14 protein-coding genes are annotated in these 18,080 nt (G+C 72.3%); 9 read left to right on the top strand and 5 right to left on the bottom strand.

Features of this window, described 5'->3' with window-relative positions; genetic code table 11:
* Positions 1–35 precede the first annotated feature (35 nt).
* Positions 36–794 (bottom strand): dienelactone hydrolase family protein, encoded by a 759-nt coding sequence (locus tag ACFVYR_RS19410; protein ID WP_384260884.1) that lies wholly within the window; start codon positions 792–794, stop codon positions 36–38.
* A 517-nt stretch (positions 795–1,311) separates the two neighbouring features.
* Between ACFVYR_RS19410 and ACFVYR_RS19405 the strand changes: the two genes are divergently transcribed.
* The 5 genes from ACFVYR_RS19405 (at position 1,312) to ACFVYR_RS19385 (ending at position 5,309) form a co-directional block, all read left to right on the top strand.
* Positions 1,312–2,997: an FAD-dependent monooxygenase gene (locus tag ACFVYR_RS19405; RefSeq protein WP_384260886.1), complete on the top strand. Its 1,686-nt coding sequence runs from the start codon at positions 1,312–1,314 to the stop codon at positions 2,995–2,997.
* Positions 2,994–3,206, top strand: a complete 213-nt coding sequence (locus ACFVYR_RS19400; RefSeq protein ID WP_389612127.1) for a putative leader peptide — start codon at positions 2,994–2,996, stop codon at positions 3,204–3,206. Before ACFVYR_RS19405 ends, ACFVYR_RS19400 begins: the two co-directional genes overlap by 4 nt.
* A gap of 80 nt (positions 3,207–3,286) precedes the next feature.
* Positions 3,287–3,826, top strand: coding sequence for a cysteine dioxygenase (locus ACFVYR_RS19395; RefSeq protein ID WP_384260889.1), 540 nt, complete (start codon positions 3,287–3,289; stop codon positions 3,824–3,826).
* Between the two features lie 38 nt (positions 3,827–3,864).
* Positions 3,865–4,281, top strand: a complete 417-nt coding sequence (locus ACFVYR_RS19390) for a rhodanese-like domain-containing protein (protein WP_384260891.1) — start codon at positions 3,865–3,867, stop codon at positions 4,279–4,281.
* A 254-nt stretch (positions 4,282–4,535) separates the two neighbouring features.
* Positions 4,536–5,309 (top strand): polysaccharide deacetylase family protein, encoded by a 774-nt coding sequence (locus tag ACFVYR_RS19385; RefSeq protein WP_384260893.1) that lies wholly within the window; start codon positions 4,536–4,538, stop codon positions 5,307–5,309.
* A 137-nt stretch (positions 5,310–5,446) separates the two neighbouring features.
* Here the strand turns inward: ACFVYR_RS19385 and recX are convergent, their stop codons facing one another.
* Together recX and recA are read right to left on the bottom strand one after the other, a co-directional pair.
* Positions 5,447–6,223 (bottom strand): recombination regulator RecX, encoded by a 777-nt coding sequence (gene recX / locus ACFVYR_RS19380; protein ID WP_384260896.1) that lies wholly within the window; start codon positions 6,221–6,223, stop codon positions 5,447–5,449.
* Between the two features lie 3 nt (positions 6,224–6,226).
* Entirely contained in the window at positions 6,227–7,348 is a 1,122-nt protein-coding gene (gene recA / locus ACFVYR_RS19375; RefSeq protein WP_384260898.1) for a recombinase RecA, read from the bottom strand.
* 270 nt (positions 7,349–7,618) lie between these two features.
* Between recA and ACFVYR_RS19370 the strand changes: the two genes are divergently transcribed.
* Positions 7,619–9,571 (top strand): SMI1/KNR4 family protein, encoded by a 1,953-nt coding sequence (locus ACFVYR_RS19370; RefSeq protein WP_384260901.1) that lies wholly within the window; start codon positions 7,619–7,621, stop codon positions 9,569–9,571.
* A 25-nt stretch (positions 9,572–9,596) separates the two neighbouring features.
* Here ACFVYR_RS19370 and ACFVYR_RS19365 read toward each other — a convergent pair whose 3' ends face one another.
* Entirely contained in the window at positions 9,597–10,874 is a 1,278-nt protein-coding gene (locus ACFVYR_RS19365) for an AI-2E family transporter (protein ID WP_384260904.1), read from the bottom strand.
* 116 nt (positions 10,875–10,990) lie between these two features.
* Positions 10,991–11,185 carry a DUF3046 domain-containing protein gene (locus tag ACFVYR_RS19360; RefSeq protein ID WP_384260907.1) on the bottom strand — a complete coding sequence of 65 codons (195 nt, stop codon included), beginning with the start codon at positions 11,183–11,185 and terminating at the stop codon, positions 10,991–10,993.
* A 79-nt stretch (positions 11,186–11,264) separates the two neighbouring features.
* On the opposite strand from ACFVYR_RS19360, the gene ACFVYR_RS19355 reads away from it, so the two are divergent.
* The 3 genes from ACFVYR_RS19355 to ACFVYR_RS19345 all read left to right on the top strand — a co-directional run bounded on the left by ACFVYR_RS19355 (position 11,265) and on the right by ACFVYR_RS19345 (position 18,048).
* Entirely contained in the window at positions 11,265–12,293 is a 1,029-nt protein-coding gene (locus ACFVYR_RS19355; protein ID WP_384260910.1) for a hypothetical protein, read from the top strand.
* Positions 12,294–12,446: 153 nt separating this feature from the next.
* Positions 12,447–17,132 (top strand): ATP-dependent helicase, encoded by a 4,686-nt coding sequence (locus tag ACFVYR_RS19350; protein WP_384260913.1) that lies wholly within the window; start codon positions 12,447–12,449, stop codon positions 17,130–17,132.
* A gap of 115 nt (positions 17,133–17,247) precedes the next feature.
* Positions 17,248–18,048, top strand: coding sequence for an Fpg/Nei family DNA glycosylase (locus tag ACFVYR_RS19345; protein ID WP_384260916.1), 801 nt, complete (start codon positions 17,248–17,250; stop codon positions 18,046–18,048).
* The last annotated feature ends 32 nt before the right edge of the window (positions 18,049–18,080 follow it).

Genomic DNA, 18,080 nt, shown 5'->3' with positions numbered 1-18,080 from the left:
GGAGTCAGGTGAGGCAGTGGCCGTGGGCCGCTGCCTCACTCTTTGGTCAGGGTGCGCCCAAGGAGGGCAAGCAGGCGGTCCCAGTGACGCCGCAGTGCGGCCGGGCTGAAGGCGTCCGTGTCGGCCATGGTGAAACCGTGGACGGCGCCGGAGTAGGTCTCGCAGGTGTAGTCGACTCCCGAGGCGTCCAGCGCCCTCTGAAGCTCGCTGAGAGCCTCGGGCGACAGGTCGTGTTCGGCGAGGCCGATGTGGACCTGGGCGGTCAGCTCGGGCACGAGGCGGTGCGGGCTGTCGGGCGCGTCGGTGACCACGAAGCCGGGATGGAACGCGGCGAGGGCGGCCACCTGCCCGGGGTGGGCCGTCGCGGTGCGCATCGCCAGGGCGCCGCCGATGCAGTAGCCGATCACGCCGACCGGCCCCGCGCACGTCTCGGGCCGGGTGGCGAGGAACCCGAGGTACGCGTCGGCGTCACGCAGAACGCGTTCGGTGGTGTGTTCCTCGACCAACGGCATCAGCCGGCCGATGATGTCGGACCTGACCTCTTCGCCTATGTGGTCGGGGAGTTCGGTGACGGGGGCCGGGCCCCGCCGGTAGTAGATGTTGGGGACGAGCACGTAGTACCCGTGCCCGGCTAGTTCGCGGGCCATCCGCTCCAGAACGGGCCGCACTCCGAAGGCGTCGCTGTACAGCAGCACCCCCGGGTACCGCCCACCGTCATCGGGGAAGGCGGCGAAGCCGTCGGCCTCGCCGTCGGCGGTGGGAATCTGCAGCGTCTTGGTGAGCGTGACGGACATGGCGGATGGTCCTTCCTCGGAACGATGCAAGTACGCGACCTCTCTCCAGACCGGAACAGAGCGGAGAACGACCCGGTGGTGACCTACGGTCACGGGCAGACCTGGCGCCGGTGCGAGGGCACCTGCACATCAGGTACCGGTCGAACCCGGTAGGAACCGTAACAGCGATGATCAACCCCGGTCGCTCGCAGAACCCCCCCAACGGATCACGGAGTTGATTCGCACCCGCACCCCCTACAGGGGGCCCGCCTTCGTCATCCCATCGGACCACGTCAGACGCCGGGCGGCGCCCTCACGGCGTCCCGCGCGGGCAGGGCCGCGATTGGTGGGACCATCGGACATGGTGGTGACGGCGGTGCTCAGGCCGGGGCCACCGTCGCTTGACGCGGGCACAAGCAATGGGTTGCATACGTTCTGTGATCGTGCACCGGGCTCCAACTGCCAGTTTCTGTACGTACGTCCAGCGCATCCGGGCAGCCCGGACCCTCGGAGTCCGCCGGGCCGGAGGGTGTGCGCCGTGGACCCGGTGATCGTCGTCGGCGCGGGTCCCGTAGGACTGGCGCTCGCCCTCGCCCTCGCCCGCCATTCGGTACCCACCGTCGTCCTCGACGAGGGGCCCGGCAAGGACGAGCAGCGGCCCGCGCGGACCGTCGTGCTCCGCGAGGACACCGCCGCGTTCGTGGAGCGGCTCGCGGGCCGCTCCTTCGGTGACGTGGAGTCGGGTGCGCGGTGGGCCGGCTGGCGTTCCGTACGGCGCAAGCAGTTGACGCAGGAGCTCGACTTCGGCGACGGGACCCGCGCCCCGCTGCATGTGCCGCAGCACGTACTGACCGGAGCGCTGCGCGAGGCCATCGCCACCGAGCGACTCGTCAAGATCGCGGTGGAGAGCAAGCTCGACTCGCTGGAACAGGACTCCACAGGTCTGACCGCACACACCCGCGACCCCAAGGGCACCTGGTGGCGCGGCAGTTACCTGGTGGGCTGTGACGGCTCCCGCTCCACGGTGCGCAAACTCCTCGACGTCCGCTTCCCAGGACGTACGGCCGTCGAACGACACGCCGTGGCCTCGCTGCGCACGGAACTTCCCTGGCCCCGCCAGGCGTTGTTGCATCGGATGCCTCCGTGGCGCGGCGGCGGCGCCGAGGTGACGGGCCGCCCGCTCGCCGACGGGGTGTGGCGGCTCGACTGGCTGCTGCCGCCGCGCGGTGAGCTGGTGACGCCCGACGCCCTCGTCGTACGCATCCGGGAGACGCTCGCGGGCTGGTGCGGGGGGTCCACACCACCGTACGAACTGCTCGACACCGGAGTGCACATCGTCCACCACCGGCTCGCCCGACGGTGGCGGGTCGGCCGTGCATTCCTCGCCGGGGACGCCGCGCATCTGCTCGGCGCGCTCGGCGCACAGGGGCTCGACGAGGGCCTGCGGGACGCCGACAACCTCGCCTGGAAGCTGGGGCTCGCCTGGCACCACGGGCCGCGCGAAGCACTGCTCGACAGCTACCAGGTCGAGCGGCGGGCCGGCGTGGCCGCGCGACTGCGCGCCGCCGACCAGGCGTTGCCCGTGCTGCGCGGCGGCAAGGGTCTGCGGTCGTATGTGCCGGGGACCGCACGCGGGCACGACACGCTCCTCACCGACGGCCACGTGGGGCGCGGCCGGATCGGCGCGCCCCCGTCGTACGCCGAGTCGCCGCTGGCACCCGCCCCTTCGGAGTCCGTCACGGCGGTGGGCACGGAGCCCGGTGCGCCGGTCGTCGACGTACGGGTGACGGCGCCCGACGGCTCCATCGTCCAGTTGCGGGACCGCCTCGGGCTCAAACATCTGCTCGTCGTCCTCGTCGCGCCGGGCACCGTGGTGTGGGAGCGGCGGCACTGGGTGACGGCCGGAATCATGCCGCGGCTCGCCGCCGCCGTCACGGCGCTGCCGCACCCCGCGGAGCTGCTCGTCGCCGAGAGCTACCCGGGGGCCGCCGCCCACTCGGTGCTGCTCGTACGGCCCGACGGGCACCTGGTCACCGCGCTCTCGGGGGTGCACCCGGCCGAGCTGTACGCGGCGGCCGAGGCGGCGCTGGGCGGCCCCGCGCCGGCGGGAGGCGGGGGCGAGGCGGGGCAAGCGGACCGGGCCGGCCAAGCGGATCAGGAGGAGCAGGGGGAGCAGGGGGGTCAGGAGGAGAGCGCGGCGGCGACGGTGCGGCCTCGGAGGTGAGGGGGCGGGGGCGGGGCCCGTTTCTCGCGTTCGAAGGGCCCGTCCGCCTGGTTCCGAGGGTCATTCGACCGCATGCTGGGCCGAGGTTGACCGGCCCTCAGCCCCGTGGTCTACTCCGGAACGTGACCGACACCGATGTGCGCCTGTGGCGGAGGGTCCACATGGACCTCGTCCGCTACGCAGGCTGCGTGTGTCACCCGTCCTGTTGATTTCGCCTTCTCCTTCGCGCGCTGAGCACCCGTTCCGGGCCGTCTCGCGCGCTCTTCCGCGAACCACCAGGACGGTACCCGTGTCTGTTGTCCCTTCCTCCGCCGCGCCCGCGTCCGCGCGGTCCTCCGCGCCCACCGCGGCCGAACTCCTCGCCTTCGTCCGCCGCACCGCGGCCGACCCCGACCTCATCGCCTCCCTGCCGCTCGATCCCGAGGGCCGCACCTGGGTGCGGCTGCAGGGCCCCGGCGGCAGCGAGGCGTGGCTGATCGGCTGGCCGCCCGGCACCGGCACCGGCTGGCACGACCACGCCGAGTCGGTCGGCGCCTTCCTCATCGCGACGGGCACCCTCAAGGAGTACTCGCTCGCGGCGCGGCTGCCCACCGACGGCTGGAAGACCCTGGAGCTCTCCGACGGCGTCGACCGCGAGCGGGAACTGACGGCCGGTGAGGGCCGCGCCTTCGGCACCAATCACGTGCACGAGGTACTGAACGAGTCGCTGAGCGAGCATGCCGTGTCTGTGCACGCCTACTACCCGCCCCTGCCGCGGATCCGCCGGTACAGCCGTACCGGCGCCGTGCTCCGCCTGGAGTCCGTGGAGCGTCCGGAGGACTGGCAGTGAGCGATCGAGGACGAGTCGAGGAACGGACTGACGGACCAGTGGACACACACGCCGAGGAACGCCCCATCGGTATAGACGAGTTGCTGGAACGCGTACGGCTCGGCCTCGACCGGCTCACTCCGGAGGAGGCTTACGAGACCGTGGAGGGTGGGGGCCTCCTGGTCGACATCCGCTATGCGACGCTGCGGGAGCGCGACGGGCTGATCCCCGGGGCGCTCGTCGTCGAACGCAACGAGCTGGAGTGGCGCCTCGACCCGCAGGGAAGCCATCGTGCCCGGGAGGCCACCGGCCACGACCTGCGCGTCGTCGTGGTCTGTAACGAGGGGTACGCGTCCAGTCTCGCGGCTGCGTCCTTGCGGCAGTTGGGGCTGCGCCACGCCACCGACCTCGTCGGCGGCTTCCAGGCATGGCGGGCGGCGGGACTGCCGGTCCTGACGGTCGAATTCCGCTCCTGAACGCGTCTGTGGCTCGGTAAGGGGCGTCTGCCATGGCCGACTGCCCCTTACCGCCCAGTCGGCGGGCTGGGCCGGCCCGCCGAGTCACAGTCATCGGTGTTTCCGGCCGCTGTCCGCGCGGAGATGTCCGCAAACTCTCCCGGAATTGTCCGTGATCGGTAACAGACGCATCCCTGGGCCGCCGTGCCTCGTCCAACCAGTTGGTCGCGAGCGACCAGGGGGATTGGCGAAGAACTGCGTGAAAAGGGGCGGACATGGCACGGCACGGCGGCGGGCGTGGCTGGTACGGCAAGGTGATCGGAGCGGCGCTCGGGGTGACGATGCTCGCCACCGGCGCCTCGGTGTGGACCGCGCAGGCCGGTTCCGCGGAGGACGCGCCGCCGGAGGCGACCGCGCCGGCCGGACCGGCCAAGAACGTCAAGCCCGTCGATGCGACCATCGTGCACGCCTCGGAGAAGGGGAAGCGCGGCATCAACATCACCATAGACGACGGCCCCGACCCCAAGTGGACTCCCCAGATGCTCGACCTGCTGCGGGAGCACGGGGTGAAGGCCACGTTCTGCATGGTGGGAACGCAGGCGCAGGCCCACCCCGACGTCGTGAAGAAGGTCGTCGCGGCCGGACACCGGCTGTGCGACCACACGGTGTCCCACAACACCGCCATGGACAAGGACTCCCAGGACTACCAGTCCAAGCAGATACTCGACGCCGAACGCATGATCACCAAGGCGTCCGGTGGCGTACGGCCGATGTACTACCGGGCGCCCGGCGGCGCTTTCACCCCCTACAGCCGCAAGCTCGCCGCCTCCCGGGGCATGCGCCCGCTGGGCTGGAACGTGGACACCAAGGACTTCGAGCGGCCGGGCACGGACGCCATCGTCGCCACCGTCGAGCGGGAGCTGTCCAACGGCCCGACGCTCCTCTTCCACGACGCGGGTGGCGACCGCACCCAGACCGTCGAGGCCCTGCGCCGGATCCTCCCCCGGCTCAAGGAGCAGGGCTACACCTTCGGCTTCCCGGTGCGCTGAGCGCAGCAGCGCGCGGGTGGTCCGTGGCAGCCGGGCCCAGCGGCTCCGCAGGGAGGGGGAACCCCGCCCTGCGGAGCGCGGGTTGAAGTACAGGGAATCGCTCTGGTTGCCGCCCCACCCCCGTGGGGGCGGCCCGCTCAGAACGCCCCGTACCCCAAGTCCTCGGTATCCTCGCCCTCTTCCTCCAGGGCCTGTCGGACCACTCTGAGCGCCATGCCCTCCCCGTAGCCCTTGCGGGCGAGCATGCCCGCGAGGCGGCGCAGCCGCTTGTCGCGGTCGAGGCCTCGCGTGGAGCGGAGCTTGCGGGCGACCAGCTCACGCGCGGTCGCCTCCTCCTGCTCCGGTTCGAGCTGCCCCACGGCCTCGTCGATCAGCGTGGAGTCCACGCCCTTGGTACGCAGTTCCCGCGCGAGCGCACGGCGGGCCAGGCCCCGGCCGTGGTGCCGGGACTCCACCCAGGCGTCCGCGAAGGCGCTGTCGTTGATCAGACCGACCTCTTCGAAGCGGGAGAGCACCTCTTCCGCCACGTCATCGGGGATCTCCCGCTTGCGCAACGCGTCCGCGAGCTGCTTGCGCGTACGCGGGGTGCCGGTGAGCAGGCGCAGACAGATCGTCCGCGCCCGCTCAGCCGGGTCCCCCGTGGGCGGCTCCCCCTTCTCGGCCCTCGACGAGGAAGGGGAACCGCTGTCCTGGTGGCCGTCGAAACCGCCACGCCGTCGTCGGCGCCCACGGCTTCTACCGTCACCGTCCTTGCGGCCACCGTCCCGGAAGCCGTCGCCATCGCCGCCGAAGCCGCCGTGGCTGTCGTCCCGGCCTGTGCCGTCCTGATCCGCACCGTCCCCGTGGCCCCGCCCGGCGGGGCCGGTGCGGTTTTCGGGGGCGGTGTGGTCCGCCCAGTCGGTTCGCCGTGTCACGGGCTAGCTCTTGGCCGCCGTGGCCTTGGACTTGGTGACCTTCGCCGCCGGCGCGGGCACCGCCTTGGCGTCGTCGGCCGGAACCGCGGCCACCACGTCCGCGACCGGCTCGTCGGCCGGGGCCTCGGGCTTCACACCGACGCCCAGCTTCTCCTTGATCTTCCTCTCGATCTCGTTGGCGAGGTCGGGGTTGTCCTTCAGGAAGTTGCGGGCGTTCTCCTTGCCCTGGCCGAGCTGGTCGCCCTCGTACGTGTACCAGGCGCCGGCCTTGCGGACGAAGCCGTGCTCGACACCCATGTCGATCAGGCCGCCCTCGCGGCTGATGCCCTGGCCGTAGAGGATGTCGAACTCCGCCTGCTTGAAGGGGGGCGCGACCTTGTTCTTGACGACCTTGACGCGGGTGCGGTTGCCGACCGCGTCCGTGCCGTCCTTGAGGGTCTCGATGCGGCGGATGTCCATGCGCACCGAGGCGTAGAACTTCAGCGCCCGGCCACCGGTCGTGGTCTCGGGCGAGCCGAACATCACGCCGATCTTCTCGCGGAGCTGGTTGATGAAGATCGCGGTGGTCTTGGACTGGTTGAGCGCGCTGGTGATCTTCCGGAGCGCCTGGCTCATCAGGCGGGCCTGGAGACCCACGTGCGAGTCGCCCATCTCACCCTCGATCTCCGCGCGCGGCACCAGGGCGGCGACGGAGTCGATGACGATGAGGTCGAGGGCGCCGGAGCGGACCAGCATGTCGACGATCTCGAGGGCCTGCTCGCCGTTGTCCGGCTGGGACAGGATGAGGTTGTCGATGTCGACGCCGAGCTTCTTCGCGTACTCGGGGTCGAGGGCGTGCTCCGCGTCCACGAAGGCCACCGCGCCGCCCGCCCGCTGGGCGTTGGCCACGGCGTGCAGCGTGAGGGTCGTCTTACCGGAGGACTCCGGGCCGTACACCTCCACCACGCGGCCGCGCGGGATGCCGCCGACGCCGAGCGCGACGTCGAGCGCGGTCGACCCGGTGGGGATGACCTCGATGGGCTCGTTCGGCCGCTCGCCCATGCGCATCACTGCGCCCTTGCCGAATTGTCGTTCAATCTGTGCGAGCGCGGCGTCGAGCGCCTTCTCGCGGTCGGTTCCTGCCATGGGTTCCACCCGATTTGCTTGAGTCGATCGCTTCACGTCAAAGACGCTAACGCCTGCCACTGACAATCCGCCTCGACGCCCGTCCCGCCTGTGGATAACTCAAGGTCATCCCGCACCGGAATCCTCTGAAGCGTCCCGGGCATCCTCCGCGCAACCCCCGGAAAATCACCGCCGGACTCCCCATGAGAATGGATGTTCGATTTCAGTGTCAAGCATGGCACGCGGCAGGCGTCAGGGCGTTGTCAGTGGCGGCTGACAGCATCGCCTGCCATGACGGACATGATCGACGACTGGCGGTCCTTCCTGGCGCGCTGGAGCCGGGAGTGGGCGGACGCGCAGGTCTCCGACCTCACCGAGGACGGGGCGAGCGCCCGGCGGGACGACGAACCTCCGAATACGCGCCGATTGGCGTTCCCGCCCGCGTCCGAGGAGAAGATCCTGGCCCTGGAGCAGCGGCTCGGCCTCCGGCTGCCGCCCTCGTACCGGACGTTCCTGGCGGTCAGCGACGGCTGGCGGCACGCGGGCGGCTTCGTCTGGCTGCTCGCGGGCACCGACCAGGTCCGGTGGCACGAGGACGAGGCGGGGCTGTCCGAGTTCTTCCCCGGAGAGCTCGACGAGGACTCCACGCCCGAGGAGGAGGTGCTCGCCGGGATGTGGGAGCGGTCGCTGCAGCTGGACGTGGAGTCGGACGCCGTCCACGTCCTCCTCGACCCGGGTGACGTGGGCGACTCCGGCGAGTGGGCCGTGTACAGCTACGCGTCGTGGCGCGCGAGCCCGCCGGAACGGTACGCGTCGTTCGGCGCGTTCATGGAGGCGATGTACCGAGAGTTCCACCTTCTGCAGGTGGACCGCTCGGAGCGGGCGGGGAGGCGGTTCGTCAACGCGACGACGCGGGCGCAGGACGCGGCCGTCGAGGCCGCCCGGCTGGACGCGCTGGGCGGGCGGTACGAACAGGCCTCGGCGGCCCTGGCCGAGGCGGTCGCGTACGGCAGGCCCCGGGCGACGGGCCTGCGCGACCAGATCCGCCGGCTGCTCGGGGAGACCTGCATGGTGTACTTCCACGGGCTCACGGGCGATCCGTTGTACGCGCCGGAGGTCCTTGCCGTACTGGAGGCCGAGCACCGCAGGCACCACCGGGGCGACGGATCGTCGACCCACCTGCTGAGGGGCGTTCCCGACGCGGTGCGCGAGGCGGTGGACGAGACCCTGGCACGCGTGCGTGAAGGCACCTTTCGCTATACCGCCGAGGGCCCGTTCGGCCGCGCCGTGGACGAAGCGCGGGAGCAGGCACGCTGGGGCGAGACGGACACCGCCTGGCGCACCTTGTGTGCCGCCCTGCCGAAGTGGCGGCCGCTCGGGTCCGACCACATCGCTCCCGTCGGCCTGCTCGCCGACCCGCTCCTCGGCCCCCTGATCACCCCCGACCGCGGCCGGGAACTGCTGGCCACGCCCCGCGCGGGCCTGCCGGGCGACGCCCCGGGGCCCGCGGCCCACCTGGACCCGCCGGGCCTGGCATGGCTGGCCGAGGACTCCGGCAGCTTCCCGGACGCGTACCGCTTCCTCCTGGTGGAGGGGGTGGAGCCGACCGGGCTGCCCGCCCGTATCGGTGCCGACGAAGACACCGGCCTGAACGAGCCGATGGAGTACTGGGAGGCGCGCACACGCTTTCCCGGGGACCGGAGCAGCTCGGCGCGGGAGGAGGGCGCGCTCGCCGCCGTGGGCCGGGCGGGTCCCGGTTGGAGCTTCGCCTTCGAGCCGCGGCCGGGCACGAAGTTCGACGAGCGGCGGTTCATCTCCCTGGGGATCGCCGCTTCCGCGGGCACGCGGGCGGTGACGGTGTGGAGCGAGCCCTCGGACGGGCGCCGCCCCGGTGTCTTCCATCTGTCCGTGGCCGAGAACGGCGAGGAGAGGTACGGATTCACCGTCCGAGGGGCCACGATCGCCCGGCAGGGGCACCTGCCGGGCGCACTGGACCCGGACGGTCTCTACTCACGGGACGCGCCGCACGGGGAGCGGCTGGAGCCGCACGGGGAATGGCTGGAGCCGTACGGGGAGCGGCTGGGTGAACGTCGCGCCCTGGAGGCCCTCGCGGCCGAGTTCGGCTGCCGGCTGCCCCGGTTCGCCATCCGGCACGGAAGCCTCCACACCTTCCGCACCCGCCCGTGGAGCCGCCCTCCGGGCCTGGAGGACCTGTACGCGACCTTCCACATACTGCGGGAGTAGCCGGTCGACGGCCCCGCCGGCCCGCCTACTGGTGTCCGTCCTGTTTCGGCCGTGCGTCGCCCGACGTCGGCGGCGCTTCCGGCCTGTTCGGCCCGCGCAACGCGCGCCGCATACGCGCGATGAGGGGCGCTCCGACCTGACGCCTGTGCCCGTGCACCCGGGGGTCGTCCGTGACGTCGTACCTCTTCACGTACGCCCCGAGGAACGCCTGCAGGGTCGCGACGGCCGGGATGGCGATGAGGGCGCCCACCGCGCCGAGGAGCGCCGTGCCCGCGATGACCGAGCCGAAGGCGACCGCCGGGTGGATGTCCACGCTCTTGGCGGTGAGTTTGGGCTGCAGCAGGTAGTTCTCGAACTGCTGGTAGACGACCACGAAGATCAGCACCCAGAGCGAGTACCAGGGGTTGACCGTGAAGGCGATCAGCATCGGCAGGGCACCTGCCAGATAGGTGCCGATCGTGGGGATGAACTGGGAGACCAGGCCCACCCACACGGCGAGCACGGGCGCGTAGGGGACGTCCAGCGCCTGGAGCAGGATGTAGTGCGCGATGCCGGAGATCAGTGCCATCAGGCCGCGCGAGTAGAGGTAACCGCCGGTCTTGTCGACCGCGATCTCCCAGGCCCGCAGCACCTCGGCCTGCTTGGCGGGCGGCAGCACCGAGCACAGCGCGCGCCGCAGCCGCGGCCCGTCGGCCGCGAAGTAGAACGAGAACAGCAGGATCGTCAGGAGCTGGAACAGGCCGCCGAGGACCTGCGCGGAGACATCCAGGACGCCGCTGGCGCTGTTCTGGACGTACTTCTGGAGCCAGTCGGAGTGGACCAGGCTGTCCTGGACCTGGACGCGGGAGAGCTCCGTGTGGAAGGTCTGGTTGATCCAGCTGATGACCTTGTCGAGGTAGTCAGGGAAATCCTCGACCATGTCCACGATCTGGCCCGCCAGCATGGACCCCATCAGCGCGATGAACCCCGCGCTGAAGATCATGATGCCCAAGAAGACCAGGAAGGTGGCGAAGCCCCTGCGCATCCCGCGCCCCGCCATCCAGCTCACCGCGGGCTCGACCGCGAGGGCCAGGAAGAACGCGATCAGGATGTTGATCAGCAGCCCGGTCAGCTGGTGGAACGCCCAACTGCCCAGCTGGAAGCAGGCGATGAGGGCGAGAGCGAGCACCATGGCGCGCGGCAGCCAGCGCGGCATGCGGGCGCCCTGCCCTGCCTCGGCCCCGGCTGGGGGCTGTGCGGGCGGCGTCGTGCCGGACGGAGCGGTGTTCTGGGTGACCTGCGCGGTCTCTTCTGTCGGTGCCACGGAGCCAGTCTCGCCCACGCCGCCGACAACTGACCGCCACCCTCACATCTTGGGACGGCCGCACGCGCGCGTGCGGCCTCACCGGAGGCACTACGGCGACAACAAGCCGTCCGCGGTCAGCGCTTTTCGTCCGGTACGTCCATGGCGGTGCACACCGCGCGCCAGACGTCCTTGGCGTCCCACCCCGAGTCCAGTGCCTCGTGGACCGTACGGCCGCCGAGCTCCGCCATCACGTGATCGCGCGCGAAGGAGTCGGCGTACCCCGCACCGAAGTGAGCCGCCATCCGCTGCCAGAAGACCGTCAACCGCATGCCTCCAGTATCACGCCCCTGAGGGTGCAGCCGGGCGCAGGGGGCTTGTGGGGAACGCTTTCCGCCCTACGGTCGGGGCATGGCCGAAACCGGAGCATCCCCCGACGCAGTGTCCTCTCCCGACGCAGTGTCCTCTCCCGACGCGGTGTCCTCTCCCGACGCGGTGTCCGCCTTTGACGCGGCGTCCTCCCCGGTCGTCCGCGCCGGGCACTTCGTCTGGCTCACCGCGCGCGTCCTCGAGCAGCGACGGTTCGCGTACCACTTCCCCGATGGCGCGGATGGCGCGGCCGGCGTGCCGGCCGCGGACGCGGTCGAGACCGCCCTGGCCTCGTACGCCACGGAGGACGGCGGGTACGGCTACGCGCTCGAACCCGATCTGCGCGGCCCGGTCAGCCAGCCGCTGCACATCGGACACGCGTTGCGCGTGCTGGACTCGATCCACCGCTGCGGCGGGCAGCGGGTGGAGCGCGTATGCCGGTACCTGACCTCGGTGTCGACTCCCGATGGCGCCCTCCCGGCGATCCATCCCGGCCAGCGCGGCTACCCCTCGGCGCCGTTCGTACCGATCGTGGACGATCCGCCGAGCGCGCTGCTCGCCACGGGACCCGTGGTCGGTCTGCTGCACAGCAACGAGGTGTGGCACGCCTGGCTCTTCCGGGCCACGGACTTCTGCTGGGCGGCCGTCGAAGCGCTGGAGGAGTCGCACCCCTACGAGGTCCAGGCGGCCGTCGCCTTCCTGGACGGCGTGCCCGACCGCCCGCGCGCGCGGGCCGCCGCCGACCGGCTCGGCCGCCTCGTGCGCGAGCAGCGGCTCGCGGCGCTGGATCCGGAGGACCTGGCCGCGTATCCGGTGCCGGTCGGTTACGCGCCGGGAGAGCACCACTTCGCCCACGACTTCGCGAGGACCCCGGAGTCCCTCGCGCGCTCGTGGTTCACCGACGCGGAGATGGAGCAGTCGCTCGATTTCCTCGCCCGGGAACAGCAGGCGGACGGCGGCTGGCCCGTGCGCTGGCAGCAGTGGGCGCCGGGCACGGCCCTGGAGTCCCGCCCGATCGTCACCATCGAGGCGCTGCGCACCTTGCGGGCGTACGGACGTCCGATCGCCTAGTGGGCCCGCAGCAGGCCGACGCCCTGCAGCCCGGCGTACCGCCACTGCCGTGCCCGCTCCGCCGAAGCTGCCATGCCTCCATTCCGCGACGGGCGCGCGACCGCTCCTTCGCAGGTCGGCGCCGTTGTCAGTGGTGGGGTGCACGATGGGGGCATGGTCAGCTCCGCGTCCAGTGCCCGCGGCGCCCACGGCGCCCTAGACGGATTCTCCCCGGCGACCCGCAGCTGGTTCGCGGGGGCCTTCTCCGCGCCCACCTCCGCCCAGGCCGGTGCGTGGCGGGCCATCTCCGAGGGTTCCGACGTGCTGGTCGTCGCGCCCACGGGTTCCGGGAAGACCCTGGCCGCGTTCCTCGCCGCACTCGACCAGCTGGCCTCGACGCCTCCGCCCGCCGACCCGAAGAAGCGCTGCCGGGTGCTGTACGTGTCACCGCTGAAGGCCCTTGCCGTGGACGTGGAGCGCAATCTGCGCAGCCCGCTGACCGGCATCCGACAGGAGTCGGTGCGCCTCGGCATGCCCGAGCCCGAGGTGCGGGTCGGCATCCGCTCGGGCGACACCCCGCCCGCCGAGCGCCGAGCCCTGTCGACCCGGCCGCCGGACATCCTGATCACCACGCCCGAGTCGCTGTTCCTGATGCTCACCTCCGCCACGCGGGACGCGCTCACCGGCATCGAGACGGTGATCCTCGACGAGGTGCACGCGGTCGCGGGCACCAAGCGCGGCGCCCATCTCGCGCTCTCCCTGGAGCGGCTCGACGAGATCCTGCCGAAGCCCGCGCGCCGCATCGGCCTGTCGGCGACCGTGCGGCCGGTGGACGAAGTGGCCCGCTACCTCTCGCCCAAGCGCAAGGTCGAGATCGTCCAGCCGCCGTCCGGCAAAGAGTTCGACCTGTCCGTGGTCGTTCCTGTGGAGGACCTCGGGGAGCTGGGCGGATCCCCGGTCAGCGACTCCGGGGACGGCCCCGGGGCCGAGGCGGAGCGCCCGTCGATCTGGCCGCACGTCGAGGAGCGCATCACCGACCTCGTCCAGGCGCACCGCTCGACCATCGTGTTCGCCAACTCCCGCCGCCTGGCCGAGCGCCTGTGCAACCGCCTCAACGAGATCGCGTACGAGAGAGCGACCGGCGAGTCGCTCCCCGAGGACCACTCCCCGGCGGAGCTGATGGCCGAGTCGGGCGCCGCCAAGGGCGCCCCGCCGGTCCTGGCCCGCGCCCACCACGGCTCGGTCTCCAAGGAGCAGCGCGCCCAGGTCGAGGAGGACCTCAAGGCGGGCAGACTGCCGGCCGTCGTCGCCACGTCCAGCCTGGAGCTCGGCATCGACATGGGCGCGGTCGACCTGGTCATCCAGGTCGAGTCGCCGCCGTCCGTGGCCTCCGGACTGCAGCGCGTGGGCCGGGCGGGCCACCAGGTGGGCGCGGTCTCCACAGGAGTGGTCTTCCCGAAGTACCGGGGAGACCTGGTCCAGGCCGCCGTCGTCACGGAGCGGATGCGGACCGGCTCCATCGAGTCCCTGCGCGTCCCGGCCAACCCCTTGGACGTGCTGGCCCAGCAGCTGGTGGCGATGGTGGCGCTCGACACCTGGCAGGTCGACGACCTGCTGGCGGTGGTCCGCCGGGCGGCCTCCTTCGCGTCCCTCCCGGAGTCGGCGTTCACGGCCGTCCTGGACATGCTCGCCGGCCGCTATCCCTCCGACGCCTTCGCGGAGTTGCGCCCCCGCGTGGTCTGGGACCGCGTCGCGGGCACGGTCACCGGGCGCCCCGGTGCGCAGCGCCTCGCGGTCACTTCGGGAGGCACGATCCCCGACCGCGGCCTCTTCGGAGTCTTCCTCGCGGGCGCCGACCCCAAGAAGGGCGGCGGCCGCGTCGGCGAGCTCGACGAGGAGATGGTCTACGAGTCCCGGGTGGGCGACGTCTTCACGCTGGGCACGAGCTCCTGGCGCATCGAGGACATCACACGCGACCGCGTCCTCGTCTCCCCCGCCCCCGGAGTGCCGGGCCGCCTCCCCTTCTGGAAGGGCGACCAGCTCGGCCGCCCGCTCGAACTGGGCCGCGCGCTCGGCGCGTTCCTCCGTGAGGTCGGCGCCCTCTCGAAGGAGGACGCGCGCGGGCGCCTGCTCGCCACGGGCCTCGACTCCTGGGCCGCCGACAACGTCCTTGCGTACCTCGCCGAGCAGCGTGAGGCCTGCGGTCACATCCCGGACGACCGCACGATCGTGGTCGAGCGGTTCCGCGACGAGCTGGGCGACTGGCGGGTCGTCGTGCACTCCCCCTTCGGGGCCCAGGTGCACGCCCCGTGGGCCCTCGCCCTCGGCGCCCGCCTCACCGAGCGGTACGGCATGGACGCGCAGGTCATGCACGCCGACGACGGCATCGTGCTGCGGCTGCCCGACGCCGACCTGATGGGCCTCGACCTGCTCGACCAGGAACCCGCCGCGCCCCCCGTGGAGTACGACGCCGAGAAGGCTCCCGTGGGCGCCGCCGACGTCACCTTCGACAAGGGCGAGGTCAATCAGGTCGTCACCGACGAGGTGGGCGGCTCGGCCCTGTTCGCCTCCCGGTTCCGCGAGTGCGCCGCCCGCGCGCTGCTGCTGCCGCGCCGCAGCCCCGGCAAGCGCACCCCGCTGTGGCAGCAGCGCCAGCGTGCCGCCCAGCTGCTCCAGGTGGCCAGCGAGTTCGGGTCCTTCCCGATCGTCCTGGAAGCGGTCAGAGAGTGCCTCCAGGACGTCTTCGACGTGCCGGGGCTCACCGAGCTGATGGGCGACATCGAGTCCCGCCGCGTCCGCCTCGTCGAGGTCACCACCCCCGAGCCGTCTCCCTTCGCCCGCTCGCTCCTCTTCGGCTATGTCGCCCAGTTCCTGTACGAGGGCGACTCCCCTCTCGCCGAACGGCGCGCGGCGGCCCTCTCCCTGGACTCCAGGCTGCTCGCCGAGCTCCTCGGCCAGGCGGAGCTGCGCGAACTGCTCGACGCGGAGGTCCTGACGGAACTGGAGCAGGAGCTCCAGTGGCGTACGGAGGATCGCCGTGTCAAGGACTCCGAAGGCGTCGCCGACCTGGTGCGGCTCCTCGGTCCGCTCACCACGGCGGAGTTGGCGGAGCGCGGCGCCGAGCCGGAGTGGGCCGAGGAGCTGGCGTCCGCGCGCCGGGTGATCCGGGTCCGCATCGCGGGCGAGGAGCACTGGGCGGCCATCGAGGACGCGGGCCGCCTGCGCGACGCCCTCGGCACAGCCCTGCCCGTGGGCATCCCGGAAGCGTTCATGGAGCCGGTCAAGGACCCGCTCGGCGACCTCCTTGCCCGTTTCGCGCGCACGCACGGCCCCTTCACTTCCGCCACCGCCGCCGCCCGCTTCGGCCTCGGGGCGGCGGTCACCGAGGGCGCGCTGCAACGCCTCGCGGCCAACGGCCGAGTGGTGCAGGGAGAGTTCCATCCGGCGGGCATCGGCCAGGAGTGGTGCGATGCCGCGGTCCTGCGCCGTCTGCGCCGCCGCTCCCTCGCCGCGCTGCGGCACGAACTGGAACCGGTGCCCCCCGCCGCGCTCGCCCAGTTCCTGCCCCAGTGGCAGAACGTGAGCGGGCACGGCCTGCGGGGCATCGACGGCCTGGTGCGCGCCGTCGAGCAGCTCCAGGGCGCCACCGTCCCCGCCTCCGCGCTCGAAAAGCTCGTCCTGCCGTCGCGCGTCACGGGCTACAACCCGGCCATGCTCGACGAACTGACCGCGGCCGGCGAGGTCGTCTGGGCCGGCGCCGGTTCCCTCCCGGGCAAGGACGGCTGGGTCTCCCTCTACCTGGCCGACGCCGCACCCCTGCTCCTGCCCCCCGCGCACCCACTGGAGCTCACCGCCCTGCACGAGTCGGTCCTGACCACCCTCTCCGGGGGGTACGGCCTCTTCTTCCGCCAGATCGCCGACCAGGTCCGCGCCACCACCCACCCGGAAGCCCTCGACCCCCAACTGGCCGACGCCATCTGGGAGCTGGCCTGGTCCGGCCGACTGACCAACGACACACTCGCACCGATGCGCTCACTCCTCGGCTCGGGCCGCACCGCGGGAGCCACAGCGCACCGCGCCAAGCGCAGCGTCCCGCGCGGGCGGTACGGCAGCCTGACCGGAGCCGCCCGCCCCACGTCCCGCTCCGGCCCCCCGACGGTCGCGGGCCGCTGGTCGCTGCTGCCCGCCCGTGAGCCCGACCCGACCCTGCGCGCCCACGCCCTGGCCCGCACCCTCCTGGACCGGCACGGCGTGGTGACCCGCGGCGCGGTGGCGGCCGAGGGGGTCGAGGGCGGCTTCTCGGCGACGTACCGCGTCCTCTCGGCCTTCGAGGACAGCGGCCAGGCGCGCCGCGGTTACGTCGTGGAGGGTCTTGGCGCTGCCCAGTTCGCGATGGACGGCGCGGTGGACCGGCTGCGCGCCACCGCGAACACCCGGGAGCGTACGGACGGATCCCGCCCTTCCGACGCGCAGGCCGCCGTCGTCCTCGCCGCCGCGGACCCCGCCAACGCGTACGGGGCCGCACTGCCCTGGCCCGAGCCGCCGAACGACACGACCCACAAGCCGGGCCGCAAGGCGGGCTCCCTCGTCGTCCTGGTCGACGGCGCGCTGACGCTGTACATGGAGCGCGGCGGCAAGACACTCCTGGCCTGGCCCGCCTCTCCGGAGGACCCCATCGCCGACGACCCACGGCTGCACGCCGCCGCCGAGGCGCTGGCCAAGGCCGCCCGAGCGGGCTCGCTCGGCACGGTCACCGTGGAGCGGGTCAACGGCACCGCGGCCCTGACCTCGCCCTTCGCCCCTCTCCTGGAAGGAGCCGGTTTCCTCGCCACACCGCGCGGGCTGCGCCTGCGTGCGTGACAGCGCGGATGAGTAGGCGCGGGTGAGTACATGCGCCTGCGGGTGCGGGTGAGCCCGCGGGTGCGGGTGAGCCTGCGACAGACCCCACCCGCCCCCGCCGTGCCACCCTGGACCCATGCCCGAAGGTGACACCGTCCACCAAGCGGCCCGGCGCCTGCACACCGCCCTCGCCGGGCACACCCTCATCCGCTCCGACCTCCGCGTGCCCAAGCTCGCGACGGTCGACCTCACCGGCCGCGCCGTCCTGGACGTCACTCCGCGCGGAAAGCACCTCCTCACCCGCATCGAGGGCGGCCTCACCCTCCACTCGCACCTGCGGATGGACGGCTCCTGGCGGCTGTACGGCCCCGGTGAGCGCTGGCGCGGCGGACCCGGGCACCAGATCAGGGCGATCCTCGGGACCGCCGAACGCACCGCCGTCGGCTATCGCCTGCCCGTACTCGAACTGCTCCGCACCAGCGACGAGGCCAAGGCCGTGGGCCACCTGGGCCCCGACCTCCTCGGCCCCGACTGGGACCCGGAACGCGCGCTGGCCAACCTCCTGGCAGTGCCGGACCGCCCCCTCGGCGAGGCCCTCCTGGACCAGCGCAATCTCGCGGGCATCGGCAACATCTACAAGAGCGAGCTCTGCTTCGTCCTGGGCGTCACTCCCTGGCTCCCCGTCGGCGAACTCCCCGAGGAGAAGGCCGCCCGTCTTCCCGCCTTCGCCAAGAAGCTCCTGGAAGCCAATCGGGACCGGGCTTCCCGCACCACCACCGGCCGCGACCGCAACGGCCTGCGCCTGTTCGTGTACGGCCGCGCACCCCGCCCCTGCCTTCGCTGCGGCACTCCCGTCCGGCTTGGCGAGCAGGGCGACGGCTCCCGCAGCCGTCCCACCTACTGGTGCCCCACCTGCCAGCAGGGCCCAATTCCCTGACCTGGTATTCCGATTGCCGTTCCTAGGGTCCC

The organism is Streptomyces sp. NPDC058284, from assembly GCF_042881135.1.
In the GTDB taxonomy this organism is placed as follows: Bacteria; Actinomycetota; Actinomycetes; order Streptomycetales; family Streptomycetaceae; genus Streptomyces.
Note: the sequence above shows the minus strand (reverse complement) of the source record. Positions and strands in the feature narration are given on the sequence as shown.